General features: G+C 60.7%; 16 protein-coding genes. 11 read left to right on the plus strand and 5 right to left on the minus strand.

Annotated elements, in window-relative coordinates:
* The first annotated feature begins 133 nt into the window (after positions 1-133).
* Entirely contained in the window at positions 134-2,455 is a 2,322-nt protein-coding gene (locus tag T424_RS0110480; protein ID WP_027487685.1) for a polysaccharide biosynthesis tyrosine autokinase, read from the plus strand.
* Between the two features lie 40 nt (positions 2,456-2,495).
* Here T424_RS0110480 and T424_RS0110485 read toward each other — a convergent pair whose 3' ends face one another.
* Positions 2,496-3,044 carry a DUF992 domain-containing protein gene (locus T424_RS0110485; RefSeq protein ID WP_027487686.1) on the minus strand — a complete coding sequence of 183 codons (549 nt, stop codon included), beginning with the start codon at positions 3,042-3,044 and terminating at the stop codon, positions 2,496-2,498.
* A 324-nt stretch (positions 3,045-3,368) separates the two neighbouring features.
* Positions 3,369-3,941, minus strand: a complete 573-nt coding sequence (locus tag T424_RS0110495; RefSeq protein WP_245269515.1) for an MOSC domain-containing protein — start codon at positions 3,939-3,941, stop codon at positions 3,369-3,371.
* A 112-nt stretch (positions 3,942-4,053) separates the two neighbouring features.
* On the opposite strand from T424_RS0110495, the gene recR reads away from it, so the two are divergent.
* Together recR and T424_RS0110505 are read left to right on the plus strand one after the other, a co-directional pair.
* Positions 4,054-4,659, plus strand: coding sequence for a recombination mediator RecR (gene recR, locus T424_RS0110500; RefSeq protein WP_027487689.1), 606 nt, complete (start codon positions 4,054-4,056; stop codon positions 4,657-4,659).
* Between the two features lie 22 nt (positions 4,660-4,681).
* Positions 4,682-5,953: a lytic murein transglycosylase gene (locus T424_RS0110505; protein WP_027487690.1), complete on the plus strand. Its 1,272-nt coding sequence runs from the start codon at positions 4,682-4,684 to the stop codon at positions 5,951-5,953.
* A gap of 19 nt (positions 5,954-5,972) precedes the next feature.
* Here T424_RS0110505 and T424_RS0110510 read toward each other — a convergent pair whose 3' ends face one another.
* The gene (locus T424_RS0110510; protein ID WP_051558928.1) at positions 5,973-7,637 is read right to left on the minus strand and encodes an MFS transporter; all 1,665 of its coding nucleotides are present in this window, start codon (positions 7,635-7,637) and stop codon (positions 5,973-5,975) included.
* Between the two features lie 255 nt (positions 7,638-7,892).
* Here T424_RS0110510 and rimP point away from each other — a divergent pair, with 255 nt between their 5' ends.
* From rimP to T424_RS0110545, 7 genes are all read left to right on the plus strand, one after another.
* The gene (gene rimP, locus T424_RS0110515; protein WP_027487692.1) at positions 7,893-8,507 is read left to right on the plus strand and encodes a ribosome maturation factor RimP; all 615 of its coding nucleotides are present in this window, start codon (positions 7,893-7,895) and stop codon (positions 8,505-8,507) included.
* 101 nt (positions 8,508-8,608) lie between these two features.
* Entirely contained in the window at positions 8,609-10,222 is a 1,614-nt protein-coding gene (gene nusA / locus T424_RS0110520; RefSeq protein ID WP_027487693.1) for a transcription termination factor NusA, read from the plus strand.
* The gene (locus T424_RS20750; protein WP_084268474.1) at positions 10,222-10,938 is read left to right on the plus strand and encodes an RNA-binding protein; all 717 of its coding nucleotides are present in this window, start codon (positions 10,222-10,224) and stop codon (positions 10,936-10,938) included. The genes nusA and T424_RS20750 overlap by 1 nt, the downstream gene beginning before the upstream one ends.
* 100 nt (positions 10,939-11,038) lie before the next feature.
* Complete coding sequence (gene infB / locus T424_RS0110530; RefSeq protein WP_027487694.1) at positions 11,039-13,873, plus strand: translation initiation factor IF-2; 2,835 nt, start codon at positions 11,039-11,041, stop codon at positions 13,871-13,873.
* A gap of 155 nt (positions 13,874-14,028) precedes the next feature.
* A complete protein-coding gene (gene rbfA / locus T424_RS0110535; RefSeq protein ID WP_027487695.1) occupies positions 14,029-14,436 on the plus strand; it encodes a 30S ribosome-binding factor RbfA in 408 nt (135 codons plus the stop codon).
* Positions 14,437-14,441: 5 nt separating this feature from the next.
* Positions 14,442-15,371 (plus strand): tRNA pseudouridine(55) synthase TruB, encoded by a 930-nt coding sequence (truB, locus tag T424_RS0110540; protein WP_027487696.1) that lies wholly within the window; start codon positions 14,442-14,444, stop codon positions 15,369-15,371.
* 521 nt (positions 15,372-15,892) lie between these two features.
* Positions 15,893-16,507: a transglutaminase-like cysteine peptidase gene (locus tag T424_RS0110545; RefSeq protein WP_051558920.1), complete on the plus strand. Its 615-nt coding sequence runs from the start codon at positions 15,893-15,895 to the stop codon at positions 16,505-16,507.
* Positions 16,508-16,551: 44 nt separating this feature from the next.
* On the opposite strand, the gene mbfA is transcribed toward T424_RS0110545, so the two are convergent.
* Complete coding sequence (gene mbfA / locus T424_RS0110550; RefSeq protein ID WP_027487698.1) at positions 16,552-17,535, minus strand: iron exporter MbfA; 984 nt, start codon at positions 17,533-17,535, stop codon at positions 16,552-16,554.
* A gap of 377 nt (positions 17,536-17,912) precedes the next feature.
* On the opposite strand from mbfA, the gene T424_RS0110555 reads away from it, so the two are divergent.
* On the plus strand, positions 17,913-18,416 hold the full coding sequence (locus tag T424_RS0110555) for a group III truncated hemoglobin (protein ID WP_027487699.1): 504 nt from the start codon (positions 17,913-17,915) through the stop codon (positions 18,414-18,416).
* 60 nt (positions 18,417-18,476) lie between these two features.
* Here the strand turns inward: T424_RS0110555 and xseA are convergent, their stop codons facing one another.
* On the minus strand, positions 18,477-20,072 hold the full coding sequence (gene xseA / locus T424_RS0110560) for an exodeoxyribonuclease VII large subunit (RefSeq protein ID WP_027487700.1): 1,596 nt from the start codon (positions 20,070-20,072) through the stop codon (positions 18,477-18,479).
* Positions 20,073-20,084 lie beyond the last annotated feature (12 nt).

Below are 20,084 nucleotides of genomic sequence, written 5' to 3' on the forward strand. Positions count from 1 at the left end.
AAGAACGGACCAGACATGGCAAGACGAGGGGCAGGGCGAAATTTGCTTGCCTTGCGCCTGCGAGCGCTGCGCGGCTCCATGCCGTCCCATCCGATCAGGCCCTCTTGTTTCACGGAACCGAAGAGCTGCCGTCATGAATGAAAGAAGCTTGCCCTTGAAAGCTGTTTTGCACCGGGAGCAGTCCGATTCTGACTCCTTCATCGATCTCGACAAACTCTTTGCGGCTGCGGCGCGCCGTATCCGCATCGTGACGCTTTCGGTTGCCCTGTTTATCATGCTGGGCATCAGCTATCTGGTCTTCGCAACGCCTTTTTACACATCGGCCACGCAGATCCTGCTGGATAACGACCTGTCGCGTTACGCCGAAGATGAAAAGGCTGGCGTGCAACTGCGCCAGGAAGCCGATACGCAGATCGCCAGCGCGGTGGAAATTCTGAAATCCAACAGCATGGCGCTGCGGGTGGTGGATGACGCCAAGCTTGCCGATAACGATCTTATCGTCGATCCGCCACAATCGCCTCTGGCGCTCGCAAAGGGGTTCGTCTCGTCGCTGAAGTCGATCTTTTCCAGTGCGCCCCAATTGACGGAAGAGCAGATCCGCAATGCGCGTCGCAAACTGGCAGCCGCCCGCTTGCAGCAGGCGGTTGATGTCGAGCGCGTGCTGCGCAGCTCCGTGATTATGGTTTCTTTCAAGTCGCCCGATCCGCAACTTTCCGCGCAGGTCACGCGCGCCTATGCCGATGCTTTCCTCACCGATCAGCTCAATGCCAATTTCGACGCCAGCGAACGCGCCAGCCTCTGGTTGCAGGGCCGTCTTGACGATCTGGCAAAGCGCGCCCAGCAGGCCGCTCTCGAAGCCGAGCATTACAAGGCCGAGAACGGTCTGACGCAGATGGGCGGCGAGTTGATGTCGGAACAGCAGCTCAGCGATCTCAACAAGCAGTTGATCGTTGCGCAGGCCGATAGCGCCAGCGCCTCGGCCCGCTACCAGCAATACAAGTCGATTACCGATCAGGGGCCGCAGAATGCGGTGAAGAATGCCGTGGTTTCGGTACAGGCTGGCGGCAATCCCGTTCTTCAGGACCTCAGAACCAAATATCTGACGGTCGAAAAGCGCGAGCAGGATGTGACGGCAAGTTTCGGAGCCACGCATCCGCAGGCGGTGGCGCTGAAGGCCGAAAAAGAGCGCATCGGCGACCAGATCTATCAGGAACTGCAACAGTTGACGTCGAGCTTCCGCAACGAATTCGATGTCGCCCGCTCGCGCGAAAAATCGCTGACCGACAGTATCGACAGGTTGACCGGCAAGAATTCCGAGGCCAACCGCTCTCTCGTGCATCTGCGCGAGCTTGAGCAGAAGGCAACGGCACTCAAGGGGCTTTACGAGTCCTTCCTGAACCGCTTCGAAGTGGCAAGCCAAAGCCAGTCGCTGCCGATCGCCAAGGCTCGTGTCATTTCCGAAGCGGGTGTGCCGACCCAGCCCTCCAGCCCGAAGAAAACCATGGTGCTGGCGCTGTCGGCGGTCCTTGGCCTGATGGCCGGTGCCGGTCTGGCTTTCCTTCAGGAAATGCTGGAACGTTTCTTCCGTCTGGAAAGCGATGTCAGGACCGTGCTTGGCCAGAAATCGCTCGGCTATCTGCCGCGCATGGGGCCAAAGACCAAGACCCCGCTCAAGCGCGGCTTCTTCAACAAGCAGAAGCGCCCCGCCGCCCCTGCTCCACAGGGACCGGGACTTGACCGGATGATGAGAACCGTCATGGAGGCGCCGCGTTCGGCCTTTGCCGAGACGTTGCGCAACACCAAGCTTGCGGCCGATATTATTCTGCAAGGCAAGAGCAGCCGGGTCATTGGCGTGCTTTCGGCTCTGCCGGGAGAGGGAAAATCCACGGTGGCGGCGAATTTCGCCGTTCTGCTTGCCTCAAGCGGCAAGCGGACTTTGCTGATCGACGCCGACTTGCGTAACCCCAGCCTCAGCCGTCAATTGCAGCCCGCGCCGCGCGTCGGTCTGGTGCAGGCCGTGCTTGGCGAAACGCCGTGGCAGGAATGCATCAAGGTGGATCAGGAAACCAAGCTGGCCATTTTGCCCATTGTGCCCGGTGCTGCGGCCCGGTCGCTGGCGCATACGAACGAGCTGATTGCCTCGCCCGGCATGGTTTCGCTGATCGAGGCTGCCAAGCAGTCTTTCGATTATGTGGTGGTGGATCTGGCGCCGCTCGGGCCTGTGGTCGATGCCAAGGCGTTTGCGCCGCTGGCCGACGGTTTCGTCTTCGTGGTGGAATGGGGCAAGACGCCCACCAAGCTCGTGGCCGACCTGCTGGATGCCGAACCTCACATTTCCAACAAGGTTCTGGGTGTGCTGCTGAACAAGACCGACATGCAGATGCTGACGCGCTATAGCGACTTCGGCGGTTCGGAAAAATTCCGTAAGCAATACAATAAATACTATGTTGAATAGAAACAAAATGGCCGGGAGAGATCCCGGCCATTTTGTTGTATCAATATTGGTGCGGCTTGTGATGATGCTTGAGCGGCGGGCCATTATCCAGCGATTTTGGCGTGGATGGCGGGACATAGCTCAGATTCATGGATGCAATCGTGGCGCCAAGATTAATGCCCAGCGTGCTTTCCAGGGCAATGGGCTGCAAGGCAACGGAGTCCTTGAAGCCGCCGGCCAGCACGTTGACCGCGCCGCCGAAGCCAAGGGCTGCATTGGCGCTGGTGCCGCCATAATTGCCTTCCAGCGCACCTTCCATCAGCCTGCTTGGCGCATAGACGGCCCATGCCAGCTTGCCACCCTGCACATAGCCAAGATCGATGCCGAATTTGTTGAGGCGACCCTGATAGACTTCCGCCGGGGCGGAGCTTGTCGGCTTGAATTCGCAGCTCAAATCGCGGCTTGAGCCGACGACGGCACTGATGCCCGGGCTCATCTCACACGTCAGCATACCGACCTGCACGCTGCCTGCATTGGCGGCACTGGTGGCAAAAGGCAGAGCCGCGGCAGCAGCCAGGGCTACGGCAGTCCATCGGGCGAATGATGACATTGAATACTCCTTATCATCGGTTGAGCAGGGCAGTGGCGCTTCCCATCTTTCCTGGTGAGGCGATGCCCTCTCCCTGTATTTCCAAAGCGCAGATCTGCCAGCGGCAGAATGGCCTCTTTCTTGTTACCTTTGCAGTCCGGGCAAACGGTCTCGGACCTTCCTCCCTCGCTGGATCACACCGCACTTAAGCGCGTCAAACGCGGCAAGAAGTTGGTATCGGATAATCAAAAAATCGTTCTTTTGTTCCCTTTGACGAAAAGGCAGGAGAAAGCCGTCCTGCCCCTTTTCAAGGAGTGGATGCGTTCGCATCTTCGGGCCTTGATCTCAGTCGAGTGCGGCCTTCCTCGTCTCAAGGGAGTTGCGCAGGCGCGCGGCAAGGGGCAGCAACAGCAGTGTTTCGATTTCGGCTTCACTCAATGACCTGGTTTCTGTCTGCATGAGGCTTGCAAGCGTTCTGCGCTCGCCGGGAAAGGGAATGAAGCTGACCTCATCGCCCTGCCGCACCGTTCCCCCTCCCAGCACGCGGGCATAGGCGCCGGGGCGTGCTGCCCGCCGGTATCGGCTGACGAGATGCGGTTGCCCGAGCGCGGCGGCGAAAGTCGAGCAGGGCTCGCGCGGTGCCGTGATTTCCAGCGCAATACCATTGACCACCAGCCGGTCTCCAATGGCCAGCAGGCTGTTGTCGAGCCCACCGATCACGAGATTTTCTCCGAAGCTTCCGGGGGGCAGCGGCATGTCCAACTCCTGGCGCCACCAATCGAGGCTGATTTCGCCCTCAAGGCAGATGGCCTGATCCACTCCACCATGGTATTTTTGGTTCAATACGGCGTCTCCGGGCAAGCCGTTCTGGTCGATTGCGATCTCACCCGACACCTCCTGCTTGAAAAAGCCGGTCAATCTGGATCTCCCAGGGACAGCGCGGGGCTGTCCAATCGCGATGCTGAGAATTTTCATGAATTCCGCTCCTTGCTGAGATTCCGTCCTTCCCCGATTTGGGGTAGAAGCGCGCATGGCAAAACGAGTCACCGGTCACGAAATCGAAAAACTCATTCAACTTCTCGCCAAGGTGCCGGGTCTGGGACCGCGCTCGGCCCGGCGCGCTGCACTGCACCTAATCAAGAAACGTGACCAATTGATGGGCCCCCTGGCGACCGCCATGGCCGAAGCGCATCAGAAGGTCAAGATTTGCTCCTGTTGCGGCAATATCGACACGGCCGACCCTTGCACCGTTTGCACGGATGAGCGCCGCGATCACGCTGTCATCATCGTGGTCGAGGACGTTTCCGACCTCTGGGCGCTGGAGCGGGCCGCGGCCATGAATACGGCCTATCATGTGCTTGGGGGCGTTTTGTCGCCGCTGAACGGGGTGGGGCCGGATGACCTCAATATCAAAGGCCTTATCGACCGCGTGGCGCGTGGCGGCATTCGTGAAGTCATTCTGGCGGTCAATGCCACGGTGGAAGGCCAGACCACGGCGCATTATATCACCGATCACCTTGCCGGTCTGGAGGTGAAAATTACCCGTCTGGCCCATGGCGTGCCGGTGGGGGGGGAGCTGGATTATCTGGACGAGGGCACGTTGTCGGCAGCCTTGCGCGCCCGCACCACCATCTGAAAAACCATAGGAGGCCTCGCCGATGACGAAAGAGACCATGTCTGGCACATTGATCCGATTGGCAACGGCCCTGCTTTTCGGCCTCCTCATATCCCTGCCGCAGGCGCGGGCCGAGCCGTCGCGAGCCGAGGTTGAAGGGCAGTTCAGAAACTGGGTGAACACCGCCCTTTGGCCGCAGGCCGAAAAGGCCGGCATTTCGGCGGCAACCTTCAAGACCGTCATGGCACAGGCAAGGCTTGTCTGGTCACTGCCCGATCTTGCGCCGCCTGGTTTTCCGCCGGTTCGGGAACGGCCGCAAACGCAGGCCGAGTTTTCCTCGCCCGGTCCCTATTTCAACGAGGCGCGGCTTTCGGCGCTGGCGGCCAGCGGCCGCGCGCTGGCCGTCCAACATGCCGCAACACTCAGGAAAATCGAGGCGACCTATGGCGTGCCGGGGCCCATTCTTCTGGCCATCTGGGCGCGGGAAACCGGCTATGGCAAGGCGAAACTTCCCTATCCGGCAATCGATGTTCTGGCTACCAGCGCTTTCATGTCCACGCGCAAGGAGCTGTTCACGCGCGAATTGATCGACGCGCTGCATATTATCGATGGCGGCGATATTGCCGCAAGCTCCATGGCCGGTTCGAGTGCCGGCGCCCTTGGCCAGCCCCAATTCATGCCATCGAGCTTTCTGAAATATGCGGTGGATTTCGACGGCGACGGCCACCGCGACATCTGGACCTCCGTGCCCGACAGCCTCGCCTCCATGGCGCGCTTCCTTGCCGAAAAAGGCTGGCAGCGCGGGCGCGACTGGGGTTTCGAGGTGACGATACCGGAAAAGCTTTCCTGCGCGCAGGAAGGGCCGGACCGCGCCCGGCCGCTTTCGGCATGGGCTGCCAGCGGCATTACCCGCATCTCGAACAAGCCATTTCCGAAGGACGAGCTTTCCGCTTCCGCCATGATGCTTGTGCCAGCGGGCCGCCACGGCCCGGAATTTCTGGTAACGCCGAACTTCTATGTGCTGAAGGAATATAACAATTCCGACCTTTATGCGCTGTTCATCGGCAATCTTGCCGACCGCATCGCAGGCACGGGCGGGGCTTTCGTATCTGCCTGGGGCAATGTCGGTCACATGCTGCGCTCGGACGTGCTGGCCATGCAGAAAAGCCTTGAGGCTCAGGGCTACGACATCGGCAAGGCCGACGGTCTCGCAGGCTTCAAGACCCGCCGCTCACTGGGGGAATGGCAGGCGAAAAACGGTCTCGCCCCCACCTGCTTTCCGGATGAGAGCCTGAAGGCAAGGCTCGGAAAATAGCCCTACGCCGCCCATTGTTTCAATGATGGTCGATATGCGGTTTGTGAAACACGTCGTCGGCGGGCGGAATTGTCTGGCGTTCGATCATGCGGTGCACGCGGGGCGGGTTTGTGCCCTTGTGCAGTTCCAGCAGGCGGTCGGTGATTTCGGCGTCGGCTCTTGTGCGGCGGTGGTTGTGGCGCACGTAATCGACCCAGGTCGGGGTATGATACGTTTCCGTCCAGAAGTCCGGGTTTTCCAGATCGCGCATCAGCGCCCAGTTCTGCGCGCCGTCGCGAATGCGGATACGCCGTCTTTCCACCATGACCCGCAAAAACTCCGGTACGTCGCGATCGTCGATCTCGAAATCGATCTGCACCACGATAGGACCGCTGCGGGGGCGGATTTCAAGGCTGAGCGGCGGTTCGTTGAAGCGGTTCAAGGGGTTGAGATCGAGCGTGGCGAAGGCTGGCATGGGCAGAAGAAAGCCGATGCCCACGCCCAGAACCATGACCAGACCTGACATGGCAAGCGCATGGCCGGAAGAACTGTTCTCAGCAACCAGACCCCATACCCAGCTGCCGCCCGCCATGCCGCCAAAGGTGGCGGTCTGGTAAAGTGAAAGGGCGCGGCCCACCACCCAGCGCGGCGTGGAGAGCTGCACGACCGTGTTGAACAACGACAGCGACAGAACCCAGCACATTCCCGCCAGCGCCAGCGCCGGCGCGGTGAGCCAGAAATGATGGCTGATGCCTGTCACCGCCGAGGCAAAGGCAAAACCCGCGAAGGAGCAGCGCACAATATCTTCGCTGGACAGTTTCTCGCGAATACGGGCATTGGAAAGCGCCCCACCGATCGCACCGACCCCGAAGGCACCCAGCAGACCGCCATAGACCAGTGGCCCGCCGCCCAGATGATCGCGGGCAATGAGGGGAAGAAGCGACAGGATCGCCGTTGCCGAAAAACCGAAGAAGAAGCCGCGAAACAGAACCTTCATCAGATTGGGCGACATGGACATGTAGCGCAGGCCAGCGGCAATGGCGGTGCCAAGGTTTTCGCGCGGCAATGCGGCCTTCGGGTAAGCCGGTTTCCACCGGAACAGCGCGTAGATCATGGCAAGATAGCTGAAGGCGTTGACGAGGAAGGCCATGGCCGCCCCCGCCAGCGCCACGATGATGCCGCCAATGGCAGGCCCGACGCTGCGGGTGATGTTGAAGCCCATGCTGTTGAGCGAAACGGCCGAGGGAAGGTCCTCCCGCGAGACAATATCGCCGACCGAAGCCTGCCAGGAGGGGCTGTTCATGGCCGTGCCGCAGCCGATGAGAAAGGTGAACGCCAGAAGCGACCACGGCGTGAGCAGCCCCAGATAGGTGAAGACGGAAAGGAGCGCCGACACCAGGAGCAGAAAGATCTGCGCGGTGAGCATGAGCTTGCGCCGGTCGAAACTGTCGGCCATGGCGCCCGCCACCAGCGAAAACAGCATGATGGGCGCGGTGTTCGATGCCTGCACCAGCGCAACCATATCCTTGGAGGTGGAAATCGAGGTCATCATCCATGCCGCGCCGACATCCTGGATGAGCCCGCCGAAATTGGAGGCGATGCTGGCGCACCAGATCGTCAGGAAAACCTGGTTCTTGAAGGGCGCCAGCGGCGATTTTTTCTCGGGCACGGGAGATCCGGTGATGTGATTCGAAGGAGAGACCATCAGTATAGGGCGGGTCAAAGGCCCTGCCACCATGAAGAACAGCCAAAACAGAAGATTGTGGCGTTTTACGTGCATGGTGACGGACGAAAGGCTGACGTGACGGCGAATTTCCCTTCATGCCAAAAAGCTTGCATTTGCGCGGCAAAGGGCGTATGTACGGCTCAAATTCTTGATCGTCAGATGAAGAGTGGGCCGCAAGGACCCGCTCTTTTTTATTTGGCGGTTGCTTGCTTGCTGACACCCGGGAGGACAGTTTTGTCCGAAGATTTGCTCGCCGAAGCCCTTTCAGAACCACGCCTGATCACGGAAACCGGCCTTGACCGCCGCATTGCCGAGATCATCGAGCCGGTGATGACCGATCTTGGCTACAAGTTGGTGCGCGTGCGCATGATGAACCAGAACGGCCTGACCATGCAGATCATGGCCGAGCGCGCCGATGGAACCATGACCGTGGAAGACTGCGAGACGGTTTCCATGGCTGTTTCTCCCGTTCTGGATGTGGAAGATCCCGTCGATAAGGCGTATCATCTGGAAGTGTCGTCGCCGGGGATCGATCGGCCCATGGTGCGCAAGTCCGATTTCCAGCGCTGGAACGGGCATCTCCTGAAGTGTGAAACGTCGGTCCTGCTCGATGGTCGCAAGCGCTTCCGCGGCAAGCTCGTCGAGGTTTCGCAGGATGGCTTCACGCTGGAGCGTGACCAGGTGGGCTATGGCGAGGAGTTGCGCGTGAGCGTGCCGTTCAGCGCCCTTGCCGAGGCAAAGCTGATCCTGACGGATGACCTTATTCGCGATGCCCTGCGCGCCGACAAGCTGGCCAAGGCCGAGGCCGCCAACCAGAACGACGCCGAAGACGGCGACGACGAAGAATAAGCAAGAGGGATTGAGGTCAGGCGTCTGCCGGACTTCTCAGACAACCGAAAACGCGCCAGCCGGGAGGGTTCCCGTGGCAGGAAGACGGAGACAGTAAGACAATGGCAGTCAGTGCTAACCGGCTTGAGCTGTTGCAGATCGCGGATGCGGTCGCGCGCGAAAAGGTCATCGACCGCGAGATCGTGCTTGCCGCCATGGCGGATGCGATCCAGAAGGCCGCCCGTTCGCGTTACGGCACAGAGACGAATATCCGCGCCGACATCAATTCCAAGACCGGTGAAATCCGCCTCCAGCGCCTGCTGGAAGTTGTCGAGAAGGTCGAGGATTATTCCACCCAGATCGCGCTGGAACTGGCTCGTGACCGCAATGTTGACGCCAAGCTCGGCGATTTCATCGCCGATCCGCTGCCACCCATGGATTTTGGCCGCATTGCCGCCCAGTCCGCCAAGCAGGTCATCGTGCAGAAGGTGCGCGAGGCCGAGCGCGACCGGCAGTTCGATGAATTCAAGGATCGCGTCGGCGAAATCATCAACGGCACGGTCAAGCGCGTCGAATATGGCAATGTCATCGTCGATCTCGGCCGTGGCGAAGGCATTATCCGCCGCGACGAGATGATCCCGCGCGAAACCATGCGCTACGGCGACCGCGTGCGCGCCTTCGTTTACGACGTGCGCCGCGAGCAGCGCGGTCCGCAGATTTTCCTGTCGCGTACCCATCCGCAGTTCATGGTGAAGCTCTTCACCATGGAAGTGCCGGAAATCTATGACGGCATCATCCAGATCAAGTCCGTAGCCCGCGATCCGGGTTCCCGCGCCAAGATCGCCGTGATCTCCAATGACAGCTCGATCGATCCGGTCGGTGCCTGCGTCGGTATGCGCGGCTCCCGCGTTCAGGCCGTCGTGGCGGAGCTTCAGGGCGAAAAAATCGACATCATTCCGTGGTCGGCTGATCCGGCATCCTTCATCGTCAACGCCCTCCAGCCCGCCGAAGTGGCCAAGGTCGTTCTCGATGAAGATGCGGAGCGCATCGAAGTGGTCGTTCCGGACGAGCAGCTTTCGCTGGCCATCGGCCGCCGCGGCCAGAACGTTCGCCTCGCCTCGCAGCTCACCGGCTGGGACATCGACATCATGACGGAGCAGGAGGAATCCGAGCGCCGTCAGAAGGAATTCAACGAGCGCACCAACCTGTTCATGGATGCTCTCGACGTGGACGAAATGGTCGGTCAGGTGCTGGCTTCCGAGGGCTTTGCCCAGGTGGAAGAGCTGGCCTATGTCGATCTCGACGAAATCGCCTCTATCGACGGTTTCGATTCCGACACGGCCGAGGAAATCCAGAACCGTGCCCGCGATTATCTGGACAAGATCGAGGCGGAAATGGATGCCAAGCGCAAGACGCTCGGCGTGTCCGACGACCTGCGCCAGATCGAAGGCCTGAATTCGCGGATGCTGGTTGCGCTGGGTGAAGACGGCATCAAGACGGTCGAGGACTTTGCCGGTTGCGCCGCCGACGATCTGGTTGGCTGGAGCGAGCGTAAGAACGGCGAAACCAAGAAGTTCGAAGGCCTGTTCTCGAAGTTTGACGTTTCACGGGCGGATGCCGAGCAGATGGTCGTTCAGGCCCGCCTGCTGGCTGGCTGGATCACCGAAGAGGATCTGGCGACCGCCGAGACCGAAGAAGGCGAGCAGGAGGAGGCCGGTGAGGCTGACGAGGCGTGATGGCCTCGCAACAGCCTTCCGATTCCGCTTCGCCCTCACCGGCTGAAGCTGCCGAACGTCCCCCGCGGGAAAAGGGCAAGGGTGGTCAGAGTGATCGTACCTGCATCGTCACCCGCGAGGAGGGCACGCCGGAAACGTTGATCCGCTTCGTGGCGGGTCCCGATGGGTCCGTCGTTCCCGACCTCAAGCGGCAATTGCCGGGACGAGGCTGCTGGGTGTCCTTGTCGCGCCAGGCCGTGGACAAGGCGGTGGCCAAGAATCTTTTTGCCCGCGCCCTCAAGGCGGGGGTGAAGCCCGACGGGGAGCTTGGTGCCCTGGTGGACAGGCTGCTGGTTGAGCAGCTTGCCGGAATGATGCATCTGGCGCGCAAGGCCGGGCAGTTCGTCACCGGATCCGCCAAGGTGGACATCGCCATTCGTTCGGGCGAGGCGCTGATGGTGTTTCATGCGGCCCAGGCCGCTGCCGATGGCGTCAGGAAATTGGACCAGGCCCGCAAGGCCTGGCACCTTGGAATGGAAACGGAGGCCGAGATTCCGGCGCTTCGGCCCTTTTCCGAAGGTGAAATGGACGAGTTGATGAGCGAGAATGCGTTTATCCATGCTTGCGCGCTTGCAGGGCAGGCCGGTGAGGGTGTAGTGAAACGCGCAACTTTGCTCGAAACCTATCGTGGCCAGATGCCTCGCCCTCAGGGCGGCGCTGGTCGCACGCAGCAATGACGCGGGCACCGGCGCAGGCCGGCCATCGTGGTTTGAGACAGTATGTGAACGGCGCGGTCTGATGCTTTCATCCGGCCCCGCTCGAAGGAACGGGAACGGAATGACCGACAGCAAAGACGACAAGACACTCAGCGTAACGGGCAAGAAGACACTCACGCTCAAGCCGACGGGAGTGAACCAGGGTACCGTGCGCCAGGATATGGGTCGCGGTCGAACGAAGGCCGTTGTGGTCGAGACGCGCAAGCGTCGCCCGGCCCGTCCCGAAGACGAGCGCCCGCCGATCACGCCCGCAGCTCCGCGTGCGCCGGAACAGCCGGCTGCTCCGCAGCCCGTTGCCGCCGCACCTGCGCCCGTGCAGCCGCCGGCACCCCGCCCGGCGCCGCAGCAGCCTGCGCGCGCCCCGCAGCAGCCTGCGCGCGCCCCGCAGCAGCCTTCCGGCAATCATAACAACAACCAGCATCGCCATTCGGGCCAGCCTTCGCGCCAGCAGCCCTCCTACGGGCAGAACCGCAATAACGATCGCAACAATGATCGTCCGCGCGGTGCCGTGCTGCACGATCTCTCCGCTGGCGAAATGGAAGCCCGCCGCCGCGCGCTGATGGAAGCCCAGGCCCGCGAGGTCGAGGACGCCAAGCGCCGCGCCGAGGAAGAGGTGCGCCGCGCCGCTGAAGCGGCTGAGCGTCAGCGCCAGGCCGAAGAAGAGGCACGCCGTGCCGCAGAAGAGGAAAAGGCCCGCGCCGTGGCGGAAGCTGCCGCGCCGCAGCCAGTCGCGCCTGCCGAACCGGCTGCCGCCGCTCCGGTGCGCACTGCCGCACCTGCCGGGCGTCCGGCACCCTCTGCCCGTCCGGCAAATTCCGCTCCGGCCCGTCCGGCGCCGGCAGCCCCGGCTCCTGCTCCGGCCGCACCGGGCTTTGCCCGCGGCCGCAGGGCAGACGAAGACGAAGACGATCGTGGCGCCAACCGTGGCAGCCCCGCGCGTGGCAAGGTTGTGCGTCCGGAACCCGCGAAGGTTCCCGCCCGCACCAAGGGCGAGGATGACCGTCGCCGCGGCAAGCTGACCGTGACGAGCGCTGCCGTGGACGATGACGGCACCGCACGCGGCCGTTCGCTCGCCTCCATGCGCCGCCGCCAGGAAAAATTCCGCCGCAGCCAGATGCAGGAAACCCGCGAAAAGATTTCCCGCGAAGTCGTCCTGCCGGAAACCATCACCATTCAGGAACTGTCGCAGCGCATGTCCGAACGCGCCGTGGATGTCATCAAGTACCTGATGAAGGAAGGCCAGATGATGAAGCCCGGCGACGTGATCGACGCCGATCTGGCGGAAATCATTGCCACGGAATTCGGCCACACCGTCAAGCGCGTATCGGAATCCGACGTTGAAGACGGCATCTTCGACGTTGCCGACGAGGCTGGCGAACTCCTGCCGCGTCCGCCGGTCGTCACCATCATGGGTCACGTAGACCACGGCAAGACCTCGCTGCTCGACGCCATCCGCAAGGCCAATGTCGTGGCTGGCGAAGCCGGCGGCATTACCCAGCATATCGGCGCCTATCAGGTTGAGCAGAGCGGTCAGAAGATCACCTTCATCGACACGCCCGGCCACGCAGCCTTTACCGCCATGCGTGCCCGTGGTGCGCAGGTAACGGATATTGCCATTCTGGTCGTGGCCGCCGACGACAGCGTCATGCCGCAGACCATCGAATCCATCAACCATGCCAAGGCGGCAGGTGTGCCGATCATCGTGGCGATCAACAAGATCGACAAGCCCACGGCCGATCCGCAGCGTGTGCGCACGGCGCTTCTCCAGCACGAAGTTTTCGTGGAATCCATGGGCGGTGAAACGCTGGACGTGGAAGTTTCGGCCAAGAACGGCCTGAACCTCGACAAGCTGCTCGAAGCCATTCTGTTGCAGGCCGAAGTTCTCGACCTCAAGGCCAACCCGAACCGTACGGCGGAAGGCTCGGTCATCGAAGCTCAGCTCGACCGTGGTCGCGGTGCGGTTGCCACCGTGCTGATCCAGAAGGGTACGCTGCGCCCCGGCCAGATCATCGTGGCTGGCGACCAGTGGGGACGTGTGCGCGCGCTGGTCAACGACAAGGGCGAACACGTCAAGGAAGCTGGTCCGGCCATGCCGGTCGAAGTGCTGGGCCTCTCCGGTACGCCGGCTGCCGGTGACAAGTTCGCCGTCGTCGAAAACGAAGCCCGCGCCCGCGAAATTTCCGAATATCGCCAGCGTCTGGCCCGTGACAAGGCAGCCGCCCGCCAATCCGGTTCGCGCGGTTCGCTGGAACAGATGATGAGCCAGCTCCAGACCTCCGGCATGAAGGAGTTCCCGCTGGTCATCAAGGGCGACGTGCAGGGCTCCATCGAAGCCATTGCCGGGGCGCTGGAAAAGCTTGGCACCGACGAAGTGCGCGCCCGGATCGTTCACTCCGGCGTGGGTGGCGTGACGGAATCGGATATTTCGCTGGCCGAAGCCTCGAATGCCGCCATCATCGGCTTCAACGTTCGCGCCAATGCCCAGGCCCGTACGCTGGCTGAACGCGAAGGTATCGAGATCCGCTACTACAACATCATCTACGATCTGGTGGATGACGTGAAGGCAGCGATGTCGGGCCTGCTGTCGCCGGAGCGCCGCGAGACCTTCCTCGGCAATGCCGAGATCCTCGAGGTGTTCAACATCACGAAGGTCGGCAAGGTGGCCGGTTGCCGCGTCATCGAAGGCAAGGTCGAAAGAGGCGCTGGCGTGCGTCTGGTGCGCGACAACGTGGTTATCCACGAAGGCAAGCTCAAGACGCTCAAGCGCTTCAAGGACGAAGTCTCGGAAGTGCCGGTCGGTCAGGAATGCGGCATGGCCTTCGAAAACTACGAAGACATTCGCGCTGGCGACACCATCGAGTGCTTCCGCGTCGAACACGTTACCCGCACGCTCTGATCGGTTGTGCAGAAACAGGGAAAATCGCCGCGAAAGCGGCGGTTTTCGTTTATGTGGACGAGGGCAAATCTGCCTTCCTGGGTCCGATTCCCATCCGCCTTGCAGGGTTGAGCGGTATGACACTCGCCTGCCAGAGGCCTTGAACGAGACGAGATATGAGCAAAGCTACTTCCTCTGCGCCTTCGCAGCGCATGTTGCGCGTTGGCGAACAGGTCCGCGCCGCTGTTACCCAGATCCTGCAAAGGGGCGAGGTGCGGGACGACCTCATCGAAAAAACCGTGATTTCCATCAGTGAAGTGCGGATGTCGCCGGATCTGAAGATTGCCACTGCCTATGTGACGCCGCTTGGCATGAAAGATCACGACGTGGTGATTGCAGCGCTGAACCGCCACGCGAAATTTATTCGTGGCCGCCTGGCCGGGCATCTGCGGCAGATGAAATATATGCCGGAAGTCCGCTTCCGCGACGATACCAGCTTCGACAATTACAAGAAGATCGACGAACTTCTCCGTTCGCCGGAAGTCGCCCGCGATCTTGCCACTGACGATAGCCAGGAAGACTAAGCCCCATGTCCAAACCGAGAAAACCCAAGGGCCGCCCGATTTCCGGCTGGCTGATCCTCGACAAGCCGGTGGATTTCGGCTCCACGGAAGCTGTTGGCAAGATCAAGTGGCTGTTCAATGCGCAGAAAGCCGGTCACGCCGGAACGCTCGATCCGTTGGCCTCCGGCATGTTGCCTATTGCATTGGGCGATGCCACCAAGACCGTGCCTTACGTGATGGATGGCCGCAAGATCTATGAATTTACCGTGACCTGGGGCGAAGAACGCTCGACCGACGATCTCGAAGGCGAGGTGACGCAAACCTCCGCCAACCGTCCGGGGGAAGAGGCGATCCGAGCGCTTCTGCCTGCCTATACCGGCATTATACAGCAGATTCCGCCGCAATTCTCCGCCATCAAGATTGCTGGAGAGCGCGCCTATGATCTTGCCCGCGATGGCGAGACGGTGGAGATTCCATCCCGCGAGGTCGAGATTCACCGACTTACCCTGCTCAAGGCCGAAGAAGATCGTGCTTTCTTTGAGGTGGAGTGCGGCAAGGGCACCTATGTCCGCTCGCTGGCGCGCGATTTTGGCCGGGAGCTGGGCTGCTACGGCCATATTTCCGACCTGCGCCGCTCCTTCGTGGCCCCCTTTGCCGAAGATATGATGGTGCCGCTGGAAGAGCTGGTGGAGCTGGAAAAGATCGAGGATCGCGATGAGCGCTTGGCTGCGCTTGATGTGTTTCTGGTCGATACGGGCGAGGCGCTTTCCTCCTTGCCGCAAATCCGCATCAGTGAGGATCAGGCCCACCGGCTTCGCATGGGCAATCCCATCATCCTGCGTGGCAGGGATGCCCCGGTGAGCGAGCCGGAGGCCGTCGCCTTTGCCGCCGGACGGCTGGTTGCCATCGGTGAGGTTGGCGAAGGTGAGTTCCGCCCCAAGCGTGTCTTCAACTGAGGTTTCGCAGGGCGCGAACCTTCGCCTTTGAAAAGGCTGCAAGCGAAGTTTCGGCGCTTGCAGCAGTTCTGCGTCGTAAGGCACGTTTCTCGCCATTTTGGGGAAACCGGTTTTCATTTTGGCAGGATATTGCTTGCCCAAAGCATTGTCCCGAGAACAGTGCCGCGCTGGTTTTCCGTCTGGAAATGAGCAAAAACAAATATTTACTGCATAATTCCTTAAATCGGAATCGATTTAAGGTGAAAATTATGCAGCAAATTTAAAGCGTTACAGCGTCCTTTGTGCGTTTGATAAAACGCACGGCGCTGTAATGCGGCTCAATGTTTCTGTTAAACATTGAGCCGCTCTATGGCGTTTAGTTGGCATTCGCCGGGCGCGACTGTGCCATATTGCGGCAGTCATTCCACAATTACTAACGGATTTTAACCATAAACGGCGAATCGCTTGTCGTGATACCAGCCTGTAATTGACTCTTGTCGCCTGGGATCTTAACGTTTTGTTAAGAATTTAAGGGACGGGTCATGACCATCAGGTTGCTTGCGTCGGCATTGTTTCTGACGCTCCCCATTGTGTTCGCTGCCAAGGCTGGCGCCGTCGATGCGCCGCGTTCTTCTGCGTCCATGGTGACAGGCGCGGTCACGTCCCAGCCCATCGGGCATTATGAATTCTGTCAGCGTTACAGGGCCGAATGCCAAATCCGCAGCCGCCCCGCGCCGGCCATGCAGGTCACGGCGCATGGCTGGGACGTGGTTCGCGATGTGAACGCTGCCGTCAACAAGGCAATCACCCCCATGACGGATATGGAAGTCTATGGCCGCGAGGAGTGGTGGGATTATCCGGTGGATGCAGGCGATTGCGAAGATTTTGTGCTGTTGAAGCGCAAGCGCCTGATCGAAGCCGGGTTCAATGTTTCCGACCTGCTGATCACCGTGGTGCGCAAGCCGGATGGCGAGGGGCACGCCGTGCTGACCCTGCGCAGTGCAGAAGGCGATTTCATACTTGATAACCTCAATGACGAGGTCAAGCTCTGGACCGATACGCCCTATACCTATCTGAAGCGTCAGGCGAGCTTCGATACGGGCCGTTGGGTCACGATCGAGAATGGCAAGGATCTTCCGGTCGCGGCTCTGCGGTAGAGCATTTCCAGCAAGAATCTATCCGGTTTTGCGTCTGGAAATGCTCAGCCACTTCCGATGAGAATGCCTGCCGCCAGGACCAGTGAGCCGCCCAGCACCACCTGCAAGACGGCGCGGAAGAACGGCGTTTCCATGAAGCGGTTCTGGATGAAGGCGATGGCCCACAATTCCACAAAGACAATGATTGCCGCCGTGACCGTTGCTGTCCAGAAATGCGGAATGAGATAGGGCAGGGCGTGACCCAGACCACCCAGCGTGGTCATGATGCCACAGGCGAGGCCACGCTTGAGGGGGGAGCCTCTCCCTGAAATCTTGCCGTCATCATGCGAGGCTTCGGTAAAGCCCATGGAAATGCCAGCTCCCACCGAGGCCGAGAGCCCAACCAGAAAGGTTTGCCAGGTGTCACCGGTGGCAAAGGCGGCAGCAAAAATTGGCGCAAGCGTTGAAACGGATCCGTCCATCAACCCGGCAAGACCGGGTTGAACATAGGTCAGAATGAACTGCCGCCGGGCGGTTGCGTCCTCCTCCTCCCGCTCTTGCGAGGAAAGATGCTTTTCGGTCAATTGCTTCACCACATCTTCATGCCCCTGTTCGGCAAGCGCAAGATCGCCCAGCAGGCGCCGCGTGGCGGCATCTGTCACCAGCTTTTGCGCCTGAAGATAAAATTCGGCGGCACTTTTTTCCATGCTGGCCGCCTCCGCACGAAGGTCCTCCAGTGACAGTGTCTGGCTAAGCCATAAAGGTTTTCGGGGCAGAAAGCCGCGCACATGTTCGCGGCGGATCAAGGGTATGGTGTCGCCAAAGCGTTGCCTGTGCATGTCTATCAGCATGTTGCGGTGGGCCTGTTCCACTTGCGCCATATCGGCAAACAGGCTGGCGGAATGGGGAAAGTCCGATTTGAGACGTGCAGCATAGCTGGCATAAATCCGGGCATCGTCCTCCTCGCTCGAAATGGCAAGCGCCAGAATTTCCTGCTCATTCAGGCTGTCAAGCCTGCGCCGGGCAGGAAGGGCAAAAAGAGAAACCATTGAAGCTGCTCCAGTTTAGAATTATTCTAATAATATGCCTTTTTCTCATTCCTGGCAAGATGTGGCCGCAGGCAAGAAAGCCGATCTGCGGTGAAGGGCCACGGTCCGCGCGGTCATCCGGAGCTGCGATTTCAAAGCGCCCGCTCCGGAATCATGCTACAGCGCCGTGCGTTTTCTCAAACGCACAAAGGACGCTGTAACACTTTAAAAATGCTGCATAATTCTCACCTTAAATCGATTCCGATTTAAGGAATTATGCAGTAGAGTTTCATTAATGGACGCAAACAGGGTTGCGCTTTTGTCGCGCAAAAACGCTCAATGCCCGAAAGAGAATAATGACCATCAACTCGGAAGCGAAAACACCTCTGGAAACTGCCATGCCTGATGAAAGACTGATTGCACGCGCCGCCCATACTGAGGCGATTCAGGAAAGGGCACGCCAGGAGATGCAGGCCCTTGGTATCGATGCCGGGATCATTTCACGGCTGGTGGATGAGTTTTACGCTCGCATTGCTGGTCATGCCGCTCTGGGACCGGTCTTTGCGCAGCGATTACATTCCCAACACCCGGATGCCGCAGATTTCAATGCCACCGCCGCCGCAGGTGGCTGGGACGCGCATCTGGCAAAAATGAAGAGCTTCTGGTCTGCCATCGCCTTCAAGACTGGCGCCTATGGCGGTAAGCCGGTGCAGGCGCATATGGGTGTCGAGGGAATGAGCCCGGAGCTTTTCCCGCAATGGCTCGGGCTTTTTGCCGAGACACTTGACGACCTCGAACTCTCAAACGAGGCGAAGGCCTGGTTCATGGCGACAGCAGAACGCATTGCCCGCAGCCTGACACTGGCGCTTTTTTACGATCCGGCACGGGATGCGCCTGGCTAGAGCGGTTCATTGTTTCACGGAAACATTGAACCGCTCTAACTATTTGTTTTTACGCACGTCTTAAAACAGCCGTCCCTGATTGTCGGGGTCCTGCTCTGTCTTGCGGGCTGCGGCCTTTGGCGAGGGCTTTGCCGGCGCGGTCGTGGCGGTGTCGCCGGTGACGGCCTGCACGCGGCCATCGGCGAACTGGATGGCAATTGCCTCGCCTGTGCCCAGACCTTCGGCCCGTGAAACGGGACGGTCCTGCCCGTCGCGGATCACGGCATAGCCGCGTTTGAGAACATTCATGTAGGAAAGCGATTGCAGCACGCGGTCCTGTGCGGCAATGGCGGCGCGGGCGCGGCGCAGGTCGCTGACAACAGCGCCGTCGGCGCGGCGACCGAGGCTTTCCAGCCTGTCGCGGGCGCGTTCGGTCTGGCCCTTGAGGCGGGCGGGAATGGCGGTGAGGCTTGCATCGAAACGGCCAAGACGGGCTTTTTGCCGCTCCAGCAACCGCTCCACGATCCGTTCGGCGAGCATCATACGTTCGCCGATGCGCTGGCGGCGCTCCATCAGGCGTCTTGCCAGCATATCCGGTGAAAGCCGCGCTGCTGCCCGCTCGAAGTGGCGGCGCTTGGCCATGGTGTTCATTTCAAGGCCACGACCGAGACCTGCGGCGGCCTCGTCGAACCGGCGGCGCGGCAGGGCAAGAAGCTGGTCCAGCGAAGGGAGTGCCCGTGTCAGGGCGCGCAAGCCCTGACGGCGATTGTCCATCTGGCGGCTGATGGCGCCTTGCAGGCGGGCAGACAGGCCCGCCACCTGCGCCTGCAACTCGGCCTTGACCGGCACGGCCATTTCGGCAGCCCCGGTGGGCGTGGGTGCGCGCATATCGGCGGCGTAATCGATCAGCGTCCAGTCCGTTTCATGGCCGACGGCGGAGATCAGCGGAATGTCGCTTTCGGCGGCGGCGCGTACCACGGCCTCGTCGTTGAAACTCCACAGGTCTTCGAGGCTGCCGCCGCCACGGGCGACGATCAGCACGTCCGGACGTGGAATATTGCCCGCCAGGGGCAGGGCATTGAAGCCGCGAATGGCATTGGCCACGTCGTCGCCGGACCCTTCCCCCTGCACCTTGACCGGCCAGACCAGCACATGCACGGGAAAACGATCGGAAATGCGGTGCAGAATATCGCGAATGACGGCGCCGGTCGGCGATGTCACCACGCCGATTACCTTCGGCATGAAGGGCAGCAACTGCTTGGCGGCGGGATCGAACAGGCCCTCCGCCGCAAACCGGCGCTTGCGCTCCTCCAGCATGGCCATGAGCGCGCCCGCACCGGCCGGCTCCATCTGCTCGATGACGATCTGGTATTTCGATGAGCCGGGAAAGGTGGTGATGCGGCCGGTGGCAATCACTTCCATGCCCTCTTCCGGCCGGTATTTGAGCTTGGAAAAGGAGCCTTTCCATACCACGGCATCGATCCGGGCCTTGTCGTCCTTCAGGGCGAAATAGGCATGGCCCGAGGAATGCGGGCCGCGATAGCCGGATATTTCGCCGCGCACCCGCACATGGTCGAAGGCGGTTTCGATGGTGCGCTTGATCGACCCCGAAAGCTCGGAGACGGTAAATTCCGACAGATTGGACGGCGAAGCGGAATCGCTGAAAAAATTGCTCATGCGCGGGTTTTA

The organism is Allorhizobium undicola ORS 992 = ATCC 700741 (genome assembly GCF_000621665.1).
GTDB lineage: Bacteria > Pseudomonadota > Alphaproteobacteria > Rhizobiales > Rhizobiaceae > Allorhizobium > Allorhizobium undicola.

Bases quoted from the DNA above. Each gene is read 5' to 3' on its own strand.
- T424_RS0110480 (WP_027487685.1), top strand. From the start codon at position 134: ATGAATGAAAGAAGCTTGCCCTTGAAAGCTGTTTTGCACCGGGAGCAG.
- nusA (WP_027487693.1), top strand. From the start codon at position 8,609: ATGGCAGTCAGTGCTAACCGGCTTGAGCTGTTGCAGATCGCGGATGCG.
- T424_RS0110545 (WP_051558920.1), top strand. From the start codon at position 15,893: ATGACCATCAGGTTGCTTGCGTCGGCATTGTTTCTGACGCTCCCCATT.
- rbfA (WP_027487695.1), top strand. From the start codon at position 14,029: ATGAGCAAAGCTACTTCCTCTGCGCCTTCGCAGCGCATGTTGCGCGTT.
- xseA (WP_027487700.1), bottom strand. From the start codon at position 20,072: ATGAGCAATTTTTTCAGCGATTCCGCTTCGCCGTCCAATCTGTCGGAA.
- T424_RS0110505 (WP_027487690.1), top strand. From the start codon at position 4,682: ATGACGAAAGAGACCATGTCTGGCACATTGATCCGATTGGCAACGGCC.
- mbfA (WP_027487698.1), bottom strand. From the start codon at position 17,535: ATGGTTTCTCTTTTTGCCCTTCCTGCCCGGCGCAGGCTTGACAGCCTG.
- T424_RS0110555 (WP_027487699.1), top strand. From the start codon at position 17,913: ATGCCTGATGAAAGACTGATTGCACGCGCCGCCCATACTGAGGCGATT.
- infB (WP_027487694.1), top strand. From the start codon at position 11,039: ATGACCGACAGCAAAGACGACAAGACACTCAGCGTAACGGGCAAGAAG.
- T424_RS0110485 (WP_027487686.1), bottom strand. From the start codon at position 3,044: ATGTCATCATTCGCCCGATGGACTGCCGTAGCCCTGGCTGCTGCCGCG.
- recR (WP_027487689.1), top strand. From the start codon at position 4,054: ATGGCAAAACGAGTCACCGGTCACGAAATCGAAAAACTCATTCAACTT.
- T424_RS0110510 (WP_051558928.1), bottom strand. From the start codon at position 7,637: ATGGTCTCTCCTTCGAATCACATCACCGGATCTCCCGTGCCCGAGAAA.
- truB (WP_027487696.1), top strand. From the start codon at position 14,442: ATGTCCAAACCGAGAAAACCCAAGGGCCGCCCGATTTCCGGCTGGCTG.
- T424_RS20750 (WP_084268474.1), top strand. From the start codon at position 10,222: ATGGCCTCGCAACAGCCTTCCGATTCCGCTTCGCCCTCACCGGCTGAA.